14 protein-coding genes are annotated in these 15569 nt (G+C 63.8%); 12 read left to right on the top strand and 2 right to left on the bottom strand.

Going from position 1 to position 15569, the window contains the following annotated elements; all coding sequences use genetic code 11:
* Positions 1-23: 23 nt before the first annotated feature.
* Positions 24-1286 carry a beta-ketoacyl-ACP synthase II gene (gene fabF, locus KC8_RS03340; RefSeq protein ID WP_010125012.1) on the top strand — a complete coding sequence of 421 codons (1263 nt, stop codon included), beginning with the start codon at positions 24-26 and terminating at the stop codon, positions 1284-1286.
* A gap of 25 nt (positions 1287-1311) precedes the next feature.
* Positions 1312-2319 carry an endolytic transglycosylase MltG gene (mltG, locus tag KC8_RS03335; protein ID WP_010125013.1) on the top strand — a complete coding sequence of 336 codons (1008 nt, stop codon included), beginning with the start codon at positions 1312-1314 and terminating at the stop codon, positions 2317-2319.
* Between the two features lie 39 nt (positions 2320-2358).
* Here mltG and KC8_RS03330 read toward each other — a convergent pair whose 3' ends face one another.
* Both KC8_RS03330 and wrbA read right to left on the bottom strand, forming a co-directional pair.
* Positions 2359-3270: a pirin family protein gene (locus tag KC8_RS03330; protein WP_010125015.1), complete on the bottom strand. Its 912-nt coding sequence runs from the start codon at positions 3268-3270 to the stop codon at positions 2359-2361.
* A 145-nt stretch (positions 3271-3415) separates the two neighbouring features.
* Positions 3416-4015, bottom strand: coding sequence for an NAD(P)H:quinone oxidoreductase (gene wrbA / locus KC8_RS03325; RefSeq protein ID WP_010125016.1), 600 nt, complete (start codon positions 4013-4015; stop codon positions 3416-3418).
* Positions 4016-4137: 122 nt separating this feature from the next.
* Here wrbA and KC8_RS03320 point away from each other — a divergent pair, with 122 nt between their 5' ends.
* The 10 genes from KC8_RS03320 to KC8_RS03275 all read left to right on the top strand — a co-directional run bounded on the left by KC8_RS03320 (position 4138) and on the right by KC8_RS03275 (position 15568).
* Complete coding sequence (locus KC8_RS03320; protein ID WP_010125017.1) at positions 4138-5070, top strand: LysR family transcriptional regulator; 933 nt, start codon at positions 4138-4140, stop codon at positions 5068-5070.
* Positions 5071-5232: 162 nt separating this feature from the next.
* Positions 5233-6699, top strand: a complete 1467-nt coding sequence (locus tag KC8_RS03315; RefSeq protein WP_010125019.1) for an efflux transporter outer membrane subunit — start codon at positions 5233-5235, stop codon at positions 6697-6699.
* Positions 6700-6716: 17 nt separating this feature from the next.
* Entirely contained in the window at positions 6717-8393 is a 1677-nt protein-coding gene (locus KC8_RS03310; RefSeq protein WP_083831216.1) for an efflux RND transporter periplasmic adaptor subunit, read from the top strand.
* Positions 8383-9084 (top strand): ABC transporter ATP-binding protein, encoded by a 702-nt coding sequence (locus tag KC8_RS03305; RefSeq protein WP_029624462.1) that lies wholly within the window; start codon positions 8383-8385, stop codon positions 9082-9084. Before KC8_RS03310 ends, KC8_RS03305 begins: the two co-directional genes overlap by 11 nt.
* A gap of 38 nt (positions 9085-9122) precedes the next feature.
* Positions 9123-10361: an ABC transporter permease gene (locus tag KC8_RS03300; RefSeq protein WP_029624463.1), complete on the top strand. Its 1239-nt coding sequence runs from the start codon at positions 9123-9125 to the stop codon at positions 10359-10361.
* Positions 10358-11005: a hypothetical protein gene (locus KC8_RS03295; protein ID WP_050805381.1), complete on the top strand. Its 648-nt coding sequence runs from the start codon at positions 10358-10360 to the stop codon at positions 11003-11005. Before KC8_RS03300 ends, KC8_RS03295 begins: the two co-directional genes overlap by 4 nt.
* Entirely contained in the window at positions 11005-11706 is a 702-nt protein-coding gene (locus tag KC8_RS03290; protein WP_010125028.1) for a response regulator, read from the top strand. The genes KC8_RS03295 and KC8_RS03290 overlap by 1 nt, the downstream gene beginning before the upstream one ends.
* Positions 11703-13046: an ATP-binding protein gene (locus KC8_RS03285; RefSeq protein ID WP_010125029.1), complete on the top strand. Its 1344-nt coding sequence runs from the start codon at positions 11703-11705 to the stop codon at positions 13044-13046. The genes KC8_RS03290 and KC8_RS03285 overlap by 4 nt, the downstream gene beginning before the upstream one ends.
* Positions 13047-13274: 228 nt before the next feature.
* Positions 13275-14546 (top strand): 3-methyl-2-oxobutanoate dehydrogenase (2-methylpropanoyl-transferring) subunit alpha, encoded by a 1272-nt coding sequence (locus tag KC8_RS03280; RefSeq protein WP_010125030.1) that lies wholly within the window; start codon positions 13275-13277, stop codon positions 14544-14546.
* Positions 14547-14563: 17 nt separating this feature from the next.
* Positions 14564-15568, top strand: coding sequence for an alpha-ketoacid dehydrogenase subunit beta (locus KC8_RS03275; RefSeq protein ID WP_010125031.1), 1005 nt, complete (start codon positions 14564-14566; stop codon positions 15566-15568).
* Position 15569 lies beyond the last annotated feature (1 nt).

Raw genomic sequence — 15569 nt, 5'->3', positions numbered from 1 at the left:
CTGAGCGATTTGTGGAGGATGCCATGCGCCGCGTGGTAGTGACCGGATTGGGCCTCGTGACGCCGCTTGGCGCGGACGTCGAAACGGCATGGGCGAATATCATCGCGTCCAAATCGGGCGCAGCCCAGATTACGCGCTTTGACGCCAGCGAATATGCTTGCACGATCGCGTGCGAAGTGAAGCGCGGCGATGGCACGAACGGGACGTTCGATGCCAATATGCGCGTCGACCACAAGGTTCAGCGCCAGGTCGATCCGTTCATCGTCTATGGCATCGACGCGGCGAGCCAGGCGCTGGAAGATGCGGGCCTGACCGAGATGAGCGAAGCTGAGCGCCTGCGTGCCGGCTGCTCGATCGGTTCGGGAATCGGCGGCCTGCCGGGTATCGAAAGCGAATCGCTGGTGCTGGCCAATAAAGGCCCGCGTCGCGTAAGCCCGCATTTCGTTCATGGCCGGCTGATCAATCTGATTTCCGGTCAGGTTTCGATCAAATATGGCCTGATGGGTCCGAACCATGCGGTCGTCACCGCTTGCTCGACCGGCGCCCATTCGATCGGCGATGCCGCGCGGATGATCGCGATGGACGATGCCGATGTGATGCTTGCGGGTGGTGCCGAAGGCGCGATCTGCCCGATTGGTATCGCCGGCTTTTCGCAGGCGCGCGCGCTGTCGACCGCGTTCAACGCCACGCCGGAAAAGGCGTCGCGGCCATATGACAAGGATCGCGACGGTTTCGTCATGGGCGAAGGCGCCGGCGTCGTCGTGCTTGAAGAATATGAGCGGGCCAAGGCGCGTGGCGCGAAGATCTATGCCGAAGTGATCGGTTATGGCCTGTCGGGCGACGCCTATCACGTCACCGCGCCGCATCCCGAAGGTTCGGGCGCGTTCCGGTCGATGGAAATGGCGCTGCGCAAGTCGGGCCTCGCGCTTGAGGATATCGATTATATCAACGCGCACGGCACCTCGACCCCGCTGGGCGATGAACTGGAACTGGGGGCCGTGCGCCGCCTGTTCGGTGACGCGATCAGCGGCGTTTCGATGTCGTCCACCAAATCGGCCATCGGCCATTTGCTGGGTGGCGCAGGGGCCGTGGAATCGATCTTCTGCATCCTCGCGATGCGCGATGGGATCGTGCCGCCGACGCTGAACCTCGACAATCCGAGCGACAGCTGCACCGGCGTCGATCTGGTTCCGCACTTTGCCAAGAAGCGCAAGGTGAAGGCCGTGCTGAACAATTCGTTCGGCTTTGGTGGCACCAACGCATCGCTGGTGATGCGCGCGATCTGATCCATTGGGCGCCGGAGGACAGGGCATGGCCCGCACGCGTAAGCGCAAGCGCAAGCAGTCCTCCGGCGGCCGGATCGGGTGCCTGATGCTGGTCCTGATCGCGGCAGCGATCGGGACGGCGGGCTATTTCTGGTATGATTGGGGCATCCGCGGGCCGGCCGACAAAGCGGTCTCCGTATCGATCCCGGAAGGCGCGAGCCTGACGTCGGCCGCGCGCGTGCTGGAAGATAAGGGTGCGGTTAAATCCGCCCGGAATTTCCTGCGGTTTGCCAAATTATTCGGCTCCGAAGCGCCGATCCGCACCGGCGAATATGAAGTGCCCGCGCACGCGACCGGCGCGCAGATCCTGGAGATGCTTCAGGAGGGCAAGGTCAAGCAGCGGTTCGTGACGATCCCCGAAGGCATGCCGTCGATCCTGGTACAGGAACGGCTGATGAAGGAAGATCTGCTGACCGGCCCTGTCGCCGTGCCGGCCGAAGGATCGGTGCTGCCCGACAGCTACAGCTTTGAACGCGGCGAGCCGCGCGCGGCGGTGCTGAAACGGATGCAAAAGGCGATGGACGAGGCACTGGCCGAAGCGTGGAAGGCGCGCAAGCCGACCACCGTCGTCAAATCCCCGCGCGAAGCCGTGATCCTGGCGTCGATCGTCGAAAAGGAAACTGCGGTTGCGGACGAACGCCGCACGGTGGCGGCGGTCTATTCCAATCGCCTGCGCATCGGCATGCGGCTGCAGGCCGATCCGACGACGATCTATCCGATCACCAAGGGCAAGCCGCTGGGCCGCCGTATCCGCCAGTCCGAACTGCGCGCGGTGAACGGTTACAATACCTATGCAATCGCCGGGCTGCCGGCCGGGCCGATCGCCAATCCCGGCCGCGCCTCGATCGAAGCGGTGCTTGATCCGGCATCCAGCCGCGCGCTTTATTTCGTCGCGGACGGCAAAGGCGGCCATGTGTTCGCCGAGACGCTGGAACAGCACAACGCCAATGTGCAGAAATGGTACAAGCTGCGCCGCGAACGCGGCGAGATGTAGGCAGGCCGGTGGCCGGGCCGATGGCCTGCCCGCGCTGCATCACGAATACCGAATCTTCCCCTCCGGTTCCGGCGGCAGCGGGATGAACTCCGTTTCGCCTGGCACTGCGGGGAAGCGGCGATCGCGCCAGTCGGCCTTGGCCTGTTCCAGCCGATCGGCGCTGGACGATACGAAGTTCCAGTAGATGAAGCGTTTTTCCGGGAAGGGTTCGCCGCCGACGATCATCAGGCGGGCGGGGCCGTGGGCCGTCAGGATGATTTCGGCGCCCGGGCGGAAGATGATCAGTTCGCTTTCGCCGAACTGCCCCTGCTGGCCGGCCACCGAAACCTTGCCCGACACGACATAGATTGCACGTTCCACATGTTGGGCGGGGAAGGCGTAGCGCGTGCCATCCAGCATCTGCAGATCGCCATAGACCATGTCGGATACGGTGGGCACGGGCGAACGGACGCCTTCGGTCGCCCCCGCGATCAGGCGCAGCGCCATGCCTTCGCCTTCGATCAGCGGGATGGTTTCGGCGGCGTGGTGCGAAAAGCCGGGGTCACTTTCTTCCAGGGCAGTGGGCAACGCCACCCATGTCTGGATACCGTATAGCGGCCCGCCGGCCGCGCGCGTTTCACTGCCGCTGCGTTCCGAATGGACGATGCCGCGCCCGGCCGTCATCCAGTTCACGGCGCCGGGGCGGATATGCTGGATCGAACCGAGGCTGTCGCGGTGAAGGATTTCACCTTCGAACAAATAGGTGACGGTGGCGAGACCAATATGCGGGTGCGGGCGGACATCGAGGCCATCGCCCGGCTTCATCACTGTCGGTCCCATCTGATCGAAGAAGATCATGGGGCCAACCATGCGGCGCTTGGGCGAAGGCAGCGCGCGGCGCACCTTGAACCCGTCGCCCAGATCGCGCACCGGCGGCAGGATGACATGTTCGATATCGGGAAGGTCGGTCATCTGGGTCTCCTGAGAACGGCGGATCAGGGGCGGCCGGGCGCGGCGATGGCAAGATTATAGCCGAAGCGGATCCGGTCTTGTCCAAGCCTTTCGACGGGGGCGGGCCTCCGCCGGGGAAGGGAGGCAAAGGCCCACCTGTCGGCCGTCAGCCGAACAGCTTGTTGGCGATTTCAGCGACATGGCGGCCCTGGAAACGTGCGCCGTCGAGTTCATTTTGGCTGGGCTGCCGCGATCCATCGCCATTGGCGATCGTCGTTGCGCCATAAGGCGAACCGCCGGTCACTTCATCGTTCCGCATCTGTCCCTGAAAGCTGTAGGGCAGGCCGACGATCGTCATGCCGAAATGCAGCAGGTTGGTGATGATCGAAAACAAAGTGGTTTCCTGCCCGCCATGCTGGCTGCCGGTGGAGGTGAAGGCCGCGCCCACCTTGCCATTCAGCTTGCCCGACGCCCACAGGCCGCCGGCCTGATCGAGGAATGCCGCCATTTGCGATGACATCCGGCCGAACCGCGTGCCGGTGCCGATGATGATCGCGTCATAATCAGCAAGGTCATCGACCGTCGCGATCGGGGCATCCTGATCATATTTGAAGTGGTTGGCGCGCGCCCGTTCTTCGGCAACGGTTTCGGGTACGCGCTTGATATCGACCCGGGCGCCGGCTTCGCGCGCGCCTTCGGCCATGGCGTTGGCCATGGTTTCGATATGCCCGTAGGTCGAATAATAAAGAACCAGAACCTTGGCCATGGAAGTTTCCATCCGTTTGAAATGGGCGGGCGGCGGATGCTGCCCTGTTGCGATGCAGAATAAGGCTTTTCATCGTTGCGAAAATGGCGATGATTGAAACACATTGTTTCGGATTTTGAACCATGACCTATTTGCCGGACTTCGAAGCCTGGGCGATTTTCGCCAAGGTGGCGGACCTTGGATCCTTCTCTGCCGCCGCGGCCGATCTCAACCTGTCGAAAGCCACGGTGTCGAAGGCGGTGCAGCGGCTGGAACTGCGGATGGGAACGCCCTTGTTCCACCGCACGTCGCGCCGGCTGTCGCTCACTGAAAGCGGCCGGGGATCGCTGGAACGCGCGGCGCGGATCCTGGCGGAGGGCGAAGCGATTGAGGATGAGATTTCCGAACGCGCGGCCATCCCGCGCGGACAGGTGCGTCTGGCGGCGCCCATGTCGTTCGGTATCAAGCATTTGGGACCGATTCTTACGGATTTTCTGAAGCTGTATCCGGAAGTGTCGGTGGATGTCCGGCTGAGCGATGAGCATGTCGATCTGGTGGGGCAGGGGATCGACGTGGCGCTGCGCATCGGTGTGCTGGCGGATTCGTCGCTGCGTGCACGGCGGCTGTGCGCGGTGCGGCGGCCGCTGGTGGCATCGCCTGCTTATGTCGAGCGGTATGGCATGCCGCAGCATCCCCGTGATCTCGAAAACCACCGGGGTATTCTCTATTCACACCTCGCCAACCCGACGCTCTGGCAGTTCGAACATCCGCTGGAAGGCGAGGTGACGGTGCGGGTGGCGGGCCAGCTGACTGTCAATAACGGTGATGTCGCGATGCCCGCATTGCTTGCGGGGCTGGGCATTGCGATGCAGCCCGAATTCCTGATCTGGCACGAATTGCGATCGGGCCAGCTGGTGGAAGTGCTGCCCGACTGGGCAAGCAAGCTGGCAGCACTGCACGTGGTGACGCCGCCGGGCACATTGCGCCCGGCGCGCGTGACGGCGCTGATCGATTTTCTCGCCAAACATTTCCTGCGCGCACCCTGGGCATATGGCCTGAACGAGGATGAAGGATGAATTGCCGGGCGATCCTGCCTTTCGACCATCGTTCTGGAACCGCACGGTTCGCCGCCTGTTGTGCGCGGCATCATGACGTCAGGGCTGTCGGCGTGACGCTTGAATGACATCGCGTTTCAGGTCTGCAACATTGCCGCAAGAAAAGCACTTCAGGGCAAGCATATGATCATCGCCTCTCTATCCCGGCCGTTTGGCGCGCTGACCTTGGCAGCCTTGCTGTCGGCCTGCGCCGTCGGTCCCGATTATCGCCCGCCATCGGCGTCGAACCTGAAGGTGCCCGAACGCTTCATCGCGGATCGGCCGGGGGCGGAGGTCGATCTGGCCCGCTGGTGGACCAGTTTCGATGATCCGGTGCTGACCCAACTGGTCGAACGGTCGCTTGCCGCCAATCTCGATGTCGCGGCGGCCGGCGCGCGCCTGCGACAGGCGCGGGCGTCGCTGCGCCAGACGCAAGGATCGGCGTTGCCACAACTGGATGCCAGCGGTTCGGCGTCCCGCAGTGTCGGCAATAGTGGCAGCACCTATGTCGATCCGAGCACGGGGCAGACGCTTTCGCGCGGTGGCGATACCACCGTTTATCGCGCGGGGTTTGACGCGTCTTGGGAAGTGGACCTGTTCGGCGGCATCCGCCGTTCTGTCGAAGCGGCGCGGGCCAATGCGCAAGGATCCGAAGCGAGCCTGCATTTCGCGCAACTGACGGTCGCGTCGGAAGTGGGGCTGAACTATCTCAACGCACGGCTGTTGCAGGCGCGGCTCGATATCGCGCGGCGCAATCTGGCGTCGCAGGATGAAACGCTGGAGATTGTCGGCTGGCGGGTGCAGGCCGGGCTGGTCAGTTCGCTCGATCTGGAACAGGCGCGGCAGTTGCGCGCCAATACCGCCGCGACCATCCCGACACTGGAAACCAATTATAATAGTGCCGTGAACCGGATTGCGGTGCTGCTGGGCGAAGCGCCGGGCGCGGTGAACGGGCTGATGCAGGCGATCCAGCCGGTGCCGTTGCCGCCACAGGCGATCGGGGCGGAAATCCCCGCCGAAATCGTCCAGCGTCGCCCGGATATCGCGGCGGCCGAACGGACATTGGCGGCCGAAACCGCGCGGATCGGGGTTGCCACCGCGCAGCTTTATCCCGCCCTTCGGCTCAGCGGATCGTTCAGCGGATCGGATACGGTGCTATCCAACCTGCCGGATGCGATGATCGGCAATCTGGTGGCGGGGATCACCGCACCGATCTTCAATGGCGGGCAGATCCGCGCGCAGATTGAAGGGCAGCGCGCATCGACCGACGCGGCATTGGCAAGTTATCGCCAGACGGTGCTGACCGCGCTGGAAGAGGTGGAAAATGCGCTGACGGCGCTTTCCGCCTCCGAACGACGCCAACGCGACGTGCAGATTTCGGCCCAGGCGGCGGAAAATGCGGTGCTGTATGCCCGCAGCCAGTATCGCGCCGGGCTGATCGATTTTCAGGCGCTGCTCGATACCGAGCGTGGCCTGCTTTCCGCGCAGGATAATCGCGCATCGGCCCGTGCCGACCGGGCGACCGCGACCGTCCAGCTCTACAAGGCGCTGGGCGGGGGCTGGCAAGCCGCCCCGATGCCCGCGACCGCGCTTTCTTCGACGAGACCATGATGATGGACCAGCCGACCATGACCACCACGCCATCCGACATCGATGAATTTCTGGGCGTGGAACCGCCGTCGAAATATGGCCGCCTGCTGAAATGGGGCGCGATCGGGCTGGGGGTGCTGATCCTGCTGTGGATCGGTTTCAAGCTGTTCGGGCCGAGCGGCGCGGACGTCAATTACGCGACGCAGGCCGTGCGGCGCGGCGATCTGACCGTCACCGTATCGGCCACCGGCAATCTGCAACCCACCAATCAGGTGGACGTTGGTTCCGAACTTTCGGGTACGGTGACCGAGGTCAATGTCGACAATAATGATCGGGTTGCCAAAGGGCAGGTGCTGGCCCGGCTCGATACGTCGCGACTGCGCGATTCGATCAACCAGAGCAAGGCCGCCTTGGCTTCGGCGCAGGCGGGCGTGATGCAGGCCCAGGCAACCGCGCGGCAGAGCCGTGCCAACCTTGCCCGGCTGGAAGAAGTGTATCGCCTGTCGGGGGGCAAGGTGCCGTCGGCGACCGAACTGGATACGGCGCGGGCGGACAATGCCCGCGCGATCGCTGGCGTCCGCACGGCCGAGGCCCAGGTGGCGCAGGCCCGCGCTCAGCTGTCTTCGGATGAGACGCAATTCTCCAAGGCGTCGATCGTCTCGCCGGTCAACGGCGTGGTGCTGTCGCGCCAGATCGAGCCGGGACAGACGGTTGCCGCCTCGCTCAACGCGCCGGTTCTGTTCCAGATCGCCGAGGATCTGAGCGCGATGCGGCTGGAGGTGAAGGTGGACGAAGCCGATGTCGGCCAGGTCCAAAAAGGGCAGAGGGCGACCTTCCAGGTCGATGCGTTTCCCGGCCGCACGTTCCCGGCGACGATCGAACGGGTCGATCTGGGGGCGAACGCCACCAACACCTCCTCGTCGTCCAGTTCCTCCAGTGCGACCAGTGCAAGCAGCGTCGTCGCTTATGTCGCGCGCCTCACGGTCGCCAATCCGGATGAATTGCTGCGGCCGGGGATGACGGCGACCGCCGATATCGTCACCATGGAAAAGAATGGCGTGCTGCTGGTGCCCAATGCGGCGCTGCGTTTTTCTCCGGATCGGGCGGCCGGCAGCGGGCAGCGTGGCGGATTGACGAGCGTGCTCGCGCCATCGCCGCCGCGCCGGGGCAACCGCGCCACGCGGGAAGTGTCGATCGGCCGGGGTAGCCAGCAGACGGTGTATATCGTCGGCGAAGATGGCAAGCCCAAGCCGATCCGCGTCACGGTGGGTGATACCAATGGCAGCCAGACCGAAGTGACCGGCAGCGAAGTCAAGGAAGGTATGGAGGTCATCACCGGCCAGCTTGCCGCCGGCCAGACCAACGAGCCGCGTGGCGACAAGGCTGGCGGTGGCGAACGGCGGCAGGGTGGTGGCGATCGCCCGAATGGCGGCGCGGCTGGCAACAGCAGCGCGCCGGCCGCCGCGCCAACGGCTGGCCCTCGCGATGCGGCAGTTGCACCTGCCAAACCCGCTCCGGCGGCCACGGCCTCTTCGGCTCCGGCAACGGCATCGACGGGCGATGGCGATCGTCGTGGCGATAGAGCCGGCCTGTCGGACGAAGAACGCGCTGCGCGCCGCGCCCAGTGGGAATCCATGTCGCCCGAGGAACGCGCCCAGCGCCGGGCCGAACGGCAGGCGGCGCGTCAGGCGGCAGGTGGGGCCGATGGTGAGTGAACCGCTGATCCGGCTGCAAAACGTCACCAAGACGTTCGGCAGCGGGCCAACCGCTTTTCAGGCCTTGAAAGGCGTCGATCTGGCGATCGAGGCGGGCGATTTCGTGGCGGTGATGGGGCCGTCGGGATCGGGCAAGTCGACGACAATGAACATCCTTGGCTGTCTCGACGTGCCGACGAGCGGGGAGTTTTTGTTCAAGGGGCATCATGTCGAACAGCTTGATCGGGATCAGCGCGCATTGCTGCGCCGTCGCTATTTCGGTTTCGTGTTCCAGGGGTTCAACCTGCTCGCCCGAACGAGCGCGCTGGAAAATGTCGAACTGCCCTTGCTGTATCGTGGCGAGGACAAGGTGGTCCGGCGGGAAATGGGCATGGCCGCGCTCGACAAGGTGGGGCTTGCCGATTGGTGGGACCATACCCCCGCCGAGTTGTCGGGCGGCCAGCAGCAGCGCGTGGCGATCGCCCGCGCGATCGTGACGCATCCCGACGTGCTTCTCGCCGACGAACCGACCGGCAATCTCGATAGCGAAAGATCCATCGAGATCATGGAATTGCTGACGGATCTCAACCGCAGCAGCGGGATCACCGTGCTGATGGTGACGCACGAAGCCGAGATGGCGGCGTTTGCGCACACGATCGTCCATTTCAAGGATGGGCTGGTCGAACGGGTCGACGAAAGGGCGATGGCGTGAACCTGCACACAACCGAACTGGCCGGCGCCGCAGCCGAAATCCGTCAGCGCTCCAGCGGGCCGCTGCGTCTCTTGGGAACGACGATCATCCTCGCTATTCGGGAAATCCGCCGGCATTTGCTGCGGTCATTCCTCACCATTCTGGGCATCGTCATCGGGGTGATGTCGGTTGTGACGATGGTCACGCTGGGCAACGGCGCGACGGCGGCGGTGCAGCAAAGCATTTCCAGCCTTGGCGCCAACATCCTCCAGATCCGTCCCGGCCAGGGCTTCGGCCGTGGCGGCGGCGGGCCGCAGCCGCCCGATTTCAAGGAACAGGATGTCGACGCGATCCGCACCCAGGTGGCCGGGGTGCGCGCGGTCGCTCCGCAGGCGCAGTCCTCCGGCGTGGCGATCCGCAACGCGGCCAACTGGTCGACCACGATCAACGGCACGACCAGCGATTTCTTCACCGCCCAGCAATGGAATTTGAGCGCGGGACGCATCTTCACCCCGGCCGAGGAGCAGGCCGGCAAGGCCGTGTGCATTCTTGGCAATACGGTCGTCCAGAACCTGTTTCGCCGCGACAACCCGATTGGCGAGCGTTTTCGCATCAAGGATGTGTCGTGCGAAGTGATCGGCACCCTGGAAACGCGCGGGCAGGGTGGGTTCGGCAATGATCAGGATGACGTGGTGATCATGCCGATCAAGGGCGTGCAGCGCCGCTTCACCGGCAATCGCGATGTTCGCAACATCATGGTTTCGGTGGATGACGCGTATGATTCCGCCGCCGTGCAGGCGTCCATTACGCAATTGCTGCGCGAACGCCGCAACATCACCGGCGCGAAGCAAGATGACTTCAACATCTTCGATACCAAGCAGATTTCCGACACGCTTTCGGGGACGACGAAGATCCTGACGGCGCTACTGGGGGCTGTGGCTGCGGTCAGCCTGCTGGTGGGCGGTATCGGCATCATGAACATCATGCTGGTGTCCGTGACCGAACGAACGCGCGAGATCGGCATTCGCCTCGCCATCGGCGCGGTGGGGCGCGAGGTGCTGTTGCAGTTCCTGGTCGAAGCGGTGGCCCTGGCCTGTCTGGGCGGCGTGATCGGATTGGCGCTGGCGCTGATCGTTTCGATCGTGCTTGCCCCGATCTTGCAGGTGCCGTTCATCTTCGATCCGCAGATCAATCTGCTGGCCTTTTTCTTTTCGGCGGGGATCGGCGTGATTTTCGGATATTTCCCGGCGCGGCGGGCGGCTTCGCTCAACCCCATCGATGCGTTGAGGCACGAATGAAGCGGCTTTGCCTGTTACTGGCCCTTGTCGTCGCTACGCCCGCAATGGCGAAGCCCAAGCTGCCCCCTTGTCCGCCCAAGGGGCCGCAATTGTTCATCGCCCCCATGGGCGAACCATTTCGCGCCGGCCCGGATGCGCCATATCCGGTGACGGAATGGTTCATCAGGGCCGATCAGGATCATGACGGCCGCCTGACGCTGGCTGAGTTTGGTGCGGACGCGGATCGCTTTTTCGCGGTGCTGGATGTCGACGGGGATGGCGAGATCATTCCTGATGAAGTGGGCCGGTACGAACGGGATATCGCCCCGGAAATCCGCCTCTACGCCCGCGGCGCGCGGCCGGGCGACAGGGATGGCAAACGCAGGAAAAAGCCGAAGGACGCCCCTGCCTATGGCGATCCGCTGGGTGCTGGGCGCTGGTCGTCGCTGAACATTGCCCAGCCGGTGATTTCCGCGGATGAGGATTTCAACCGGGGTATCACCCTGGCCGAATTTCGATCGGCGGCGATCCAGCGTTTCACCGCGCTCGACCCGGCGAAAGCCGGATTTCTGACCCTGCACAGCCTGCCCGCGACACCGGCGCAGGCGGCTGCGCAGAATTGTATCGCCCTGCCGCCGGCCGGTGCGGCTGTGGAGAAAAAATGATGGGTGAGACGGCCCCCCGCATCATCGTTGTCGATGATGATGCCGATCTGCGCACGCTGATTGCCGATTTCCTGAGTTCGAACGGCATGGATGTCGCAAGCGCCGGCAACGGTGCCGAAATGGACGCGTTGATGGCCGAGCGTCGTTTCGATCTGGTGGTGCTCGATCTGATGATGCCTGGCGAGGATGGGCTGTCGATCCTGCGCCGCCTGCGCAAGCCGGGTGGACCGGGCGTGATCATGCTGTCCGCGATGGGCGAGGATACCGACCGGATCATCGGGCTGGAGGTGGGCGCGGATGATTATCTGCCCAAGCCCTGCAATCCGCGCGAGCTGCTGGCACGCGTGCGGGCGGTATTGCGGCGACGGGCCGAACAATCGGGCGGGCCGACCGGCCCGGTTCGCCGGTTCGGCGATTGGACGCTGGATATCGTCGAACGCAGCGTCGGCCGCCTTGGCCATCCGGCGGCGCCGTTGACCGACGCCGAATTTCGTACGCTCAACGCGTTTCTGGATCGGCCGCAGCGGGTACTGACGCGCGATCAGCTGATCGAACATGGCAAAGGGCTGGACAGCGACGTGTTCGATCGCGCGATCGACGTGACGATCAGCCGGCTGCGCAAGAAATTGGGGCCGGACGATCCGATCCGCACGATCCGCAACGAAGGCTATATGTTCGCGCTCAGGGTATTGGACGAATGAAGCTGTGGCCGTCGCGGGGCCTGCCGATCTTCTGGCAGACGCTTCTGCTGGTGCTGGCCAGTCTCGCCGCATCGCAAGTGGTGACGATGGCGCTGTTTGTGGTGATGGATCCGCCGCGGCCTGATTTCAACCGCCTGGGCGATGTGGCAGACGCGCTTTCGGGGGATCGGGGGGAAGGCGGCCAGCGCGAACGCCTGCTGCTTGTCCGCCGTTCGCCAACACCGCCGCAGCCCGACGATGGCATGACCAGCGATCCGGCGTTCACCCACAGGCTGGCCGAACGGCTTGGCGCACCGGTCGATCGCGTCCATCTTTATTTCGAAGCGGATCAGCGGGCGTCTTTCGGCGACGATCGCCGGCGTCATCGCGATCGGCTGGTGCCGATGCGGCGGGGCGAACCGATCTTCTTCAATACGGTGATCGCCGGGGTGGAAACCGAAGATGGCTGGCGCATCGTCAAGACACGCCCGCGCCCGTTGATCGCGGCCTGGCAAAAACGGATGCTGTTGTGGTTCGCCATATCGGCCCTGGCGCTGCTGCCGCTTGCCTGGTGGTTCGCCCGGCGTTTGACCCGGCCGATCCGTCGTTTCGCCGATGCTGCCGAACGGATGGGAAATGATCCGCTTGCGCCGCGTGTGACGGAGGAGGGACCGACCGAATTGCGGCAGACCGCCCATGCGCTGAACCTGATGCAGGAACGATTGCTGGCTTATGTATCCGAACGGACGGCGATGATCGGTGCGATCGCCCATGATCTGCGCACGCCGCTTGCCCGCATTGCATTTCGCATCGAAGCGGCGCCGGATCCGGTACGCGACAAGGTTCAGGCAGATATCGAACAGATGCGCGCGATGATCGCGGCCACGATCGGCTTCGTGCGCGGCACGACCCGTAGCCGCGATGCAACGGATGTCGATCTGGGCGCCTTGCTCACCCGGCTTGCGCAGGACGAAGCCGATATGGGCCGCCCCGTGAAGACGGGTGCGATTGCGCCTCTCCATATCCGTGGGGATCGGCTGGCGCTGGCCCGGCTTTTTCAGAATTTGATCGATAATGGCGTCACTTATGGTGGGCCGGTGGAATTGTCGCTGCACCGGGAAGCCGATCAGGCGATCGTCGTCGTGGCCGATCGCGGCCCGGGCTTGCCCGAGGATCAGATCGAACGCCTGTTCCACCCGTTCGAACGGGGCGATCCATCGCGCAATCGTGAAACGGGCGGGATCGGGCTGGGGCTGACGATCGCCCGGTCGATTGCGCAGGAACATGGCGGTACGCTGGCGCTGCGTAACCGCGATGGCGGAGGAATCGAGGCGGTTTGCCACCTGCCTATCCGCGAATGAGTGTCGGCGATTCGCGGCGCATGGTGCGATAGCGGACGGATGGGTGGTGGCGTGGCTGTCGCGTCAACGCCATTTTGCAGAGACGGAATGCGGATTTTTCCGGCCGCAATGTAATTATATTACAAATTCTGATAATAATTATCTGGCCCGCTTGACGGCGTGACGGAGAGGGGAAACGATGGCTCCAGAGCGTGTCGGATCCCGACCCGCACATGGGACTGGATGAGGATGAGCAGCGAAACCGGGCGGCGCAATCTGCGCCCCTTGAGCCTGCATGTGCCGGAACCGAAATTCCGGCCGGGCGACAGCGTGGACTTTGGCGATTTCGATATACCGGCGGCCGGATCGGTCATGCGGCCCGAAATCGACAGCGCTCCGGCGGCGATGACCGGCCATGCCTATACCCTGGTTCGCGTGCTCGATGATCAGGACCGCGCGGTCGGTCCGTGGGATCCCAAACTCGAACCGGAACGGCTGGTGCGGATGTTGCGCCATATGGCGCTGACCCGTGCGTTCGATGATCGGATGTATCGCGCCCAGCGGCAGGGCAAGACCAGCTTCTACATGAAGTGTACCGGCGAAGAGGCGACGGCGGTCGCGGCGGCTTATGCGCTGGACCGCGATGACATGGTGTTCCCCAGCTATCGCCAGCAGGGCATCCTGATCGCGCGCGACTGGCCGTTGTTTGACATGATGTGTCAGATCTATTCGAACCAGGGCGATCGGCTGAAGGGCCGGCAGATGCCGATCATGTATTCGGCGCGCGGCGCCAATTTCTTCTCGATCTCGGGCAATCTCGCCACGCAATATCCGCAGGCGGTGGGCTTTGCGATGGCGAGCGCGGCGAAGGGCGATACGCGGATCGCGGCGGCCTGGTGTGGCGAAGGATCGACCGCCGAGGGGGATTTCCATTCCGCGCTCACCTTTGCCAGCGTCTATCGCGCGCCCGTCATCCTGAACGTCATCAACAATCAGTGGGCGATTTCGTCCTTCTCGGGCTTTGCCGGGGCCGAAGCGACCACCTTCGCCGCGCGGGCGGTGGGCTATGGCATTGCCGGCCTGCGGGTGGACGGCAACGATATCCTCGCCGTCTATGCCGCGACCGAATGGGCGGCAGAGCGTGCCCGCAACAATTATGGGCCAACGCTGATCGAACATTTCACCTATCGCGCCGAAGGCCATTCGACGTCGGATGATCCGACCAAATACCGGTCTGCCGAGGAAAATGTGAAATGGCCGCTGGGTGATCCAATCGCCCGGCTGAAGCGCCACCTGATTGCGATCGGCGCCTGGGATGAGGATCGCCACGCCGCGATGGACAAGGACGTGGCCGAAGAAGTGCGCGCCGCGCAGAAGGAGGCGGAGAAACTCGGCATCCTTCACGATGGCCTGAAACAGCCGTTCGACACCATGTTCGAGGATGTGTTCGAAGAAATGCCCCGCCACTTGCAGGACCAGCGCGATCAGATGGCGGCCGAACGCAAGGCGGCCGGGATATGACCGACGCGACCAAGACGATGAACATGATCCAGGCGATCAATTCGGCGCTGGATGTGATGATGGATCGCGACAGGGATATTGTCGTGATGGGCGAGGATGTCGGCTATTTCGGCGGCGTTTTCAAGGCGACCGAAGGGTTGCAGGCTCGCTACGGCAAGACCCGCGTGTTTGATACGCCGATCACCGAATGCGGCATCATCGGCGTGGCCGTTGGCATGTGCGCTTACGGCCTGCGCCCGGTGCCCGAAATCCAGTTCGCCGATTATATCTATCCCGCGCTTGATCAGATTGTCTCCGAAGCCGCGCGGCTGCGCTATCGTTCGGCTGGCGAGTTCACGGCACCGATCACGGTGCGGTCGCCTTTTGGCGGCGGCATTTTCGGCGGGCAGACGCACTCGCAATCGCCCGAGGGGATTTTCACCCATGTTGCCGGGCTGAAGACGGTGGTCCCGTCCAATCCTTATGACGCCAAGGGCCTGCTGATCGCGGCGATCGAGGATAATGATCCGGTGATCTTCTTTGAACCCAAGCGCATCTATAATGGCCCGTTCGATGGCCATTATGATCGTCCGGTCACGCCCTGGTCCAGGCATCCGACAAGCGCGGTTCCCGAGGGCTATTATCGCGTGCCGCTGGGCAAGGCGGCGGTGGTGCGCCCGGGCGATGATGTGACCGTGCTGGCCTATGGCACGATGGTTCATGTCGCCGCGGCCCTGATCGCCGACAAAGGGATCGACGCCGAACTGATCGACCTGCGCACGCTGGTGCCGCTCGATATTGAAACCATTGTAACATCAGTGAAAAAGACGGGGCGCTGCGTCGTCGTTCACGAAGCGACCAAGACATCGGGCTTCGGCGCGGAATTGTCCGCACTCGTTCAGGAACATTGTTTCCATCATCTCGAAGCGCCGGTCGAGCGTGTGACGGGCTGGGACACGCCCTATCCGCATTCGTTGGAATGGGCCTATTTTCCGGGGCCGGTGCGCCTCAACGAAGCGCTCAAGCGCGTCTTGCGGGATTGAG

The sequence above is a fragment of the Sphingomonas sp. KC8 genome, assembly GCF_002151445.1.
Lineage (GTDB): Bacteria > Pseudomonadota > Alphaproteobacteria > Sphingomonadales > Sphingomonadaceae > Sphingomonas_E.
The sequence above is the reverse complement of the archived record's forward strand: the minus strand, read 5'-3'. Positions and strand labels throughout refer to the sequence as shown.

What these genes read in the sequence shown, in the direction of transcription:
- fabF (WP_010125012.1), top strand. Translation starts at nt 24, where the DNA reads ATGCGCCGCGTGGTAGTGACCGGATTGGGCCTCGTGACGCCGCTTGGC.
- mltG (WP_010125013.1), top strand. Translation starts at nt 1,312, where the DNA reads ATGGCCCGCACGCGTAAGCGCAAGCGCAAGCAGTCCTCCGGCGGCCGG.
- KC8_RS03330 (WP_010125015.1), bottom strand. Translation starts at nt 3,270, where the DNA reads ATGACCGACCTTCCCGATATCGAACATGTCATCCTGCCGCCGGTGCGC.
- wrbA (WP_010125016.1), bottom strand. Translation starts at nt 4,015, where the DNA reads ATGGCCAAGGTTCTGGTTCTTTATTATTCGACCTACGGGCATATCGAA.
- KC8_RS03320 (WP_010125017.1), top strand. Translation starts at nt 4,138, where the DNA reads ATGACCTATTTGCCGGACTTCGAAGCCTGGGCGATTTTCGCCAAGGTG.
- KC8_RS03315 (WP_010125019.1), top strand. Translation starts at nt 5,233, where the DNA reads ATGATCATCGCCTCTCTATCCCGGCCGTTTGGCGCGCTGACCTTGGCA.
- KC8_RS03310 (WP_083831216.1), top strand. Translation starts at nt 6,717, where the DNA reads ATGACCACCACGCCATCCGACATCGATGAATTTCTGGGCGTGGAACCG.
- KC8_RS03305 (WP_029624462.1), top strand. Translation starts at nt 8,383, where the DNA reads ATGGTGAGTGAACCGCTGATCCGGCTGCAAAACGTCACCAAGACGTTC.
- KC8_RS03295 (WP_050805381.1), top strand. Translation starts at nt 10,358, where the DNA reads ATGAAGCGGCTTTGCCTGTTACTGGCCCTTGTCGTCGCTACGCCCGCA.
- KC8_RS03290 (WP_010125028.1), top strand. Translation starts at nt 11,005, where the DNA reads ATGGGTGAGACGGCCCCCCGCATCATCGTTGTCGATGATGATGCCGAT.
- KC8_RS03285 (WP_010125029.1), top strand. Translation starts at nt 11,703, where the DNA reads ATGAAGCTGTGGCCGTCGCGGGGCCTGCCGATCTTCTGGCAGACGCTT.
- KC8_RS03280 (WP_010125030.1), top strand. Translation starts at nt 13,275, where the DNA reads ATGAGCAGCGAAACCGGGCGGCGCAATCTGCGCCCCTTGAGCCTGCAT.
- KC8_RS03275 (WP_010125031.1), top strand. Translation starts at nt 14,564, where the DNA reads ATGAACATGATCCAGGCGATCAATTCGGCGCTGGATGTGATGATGGAT.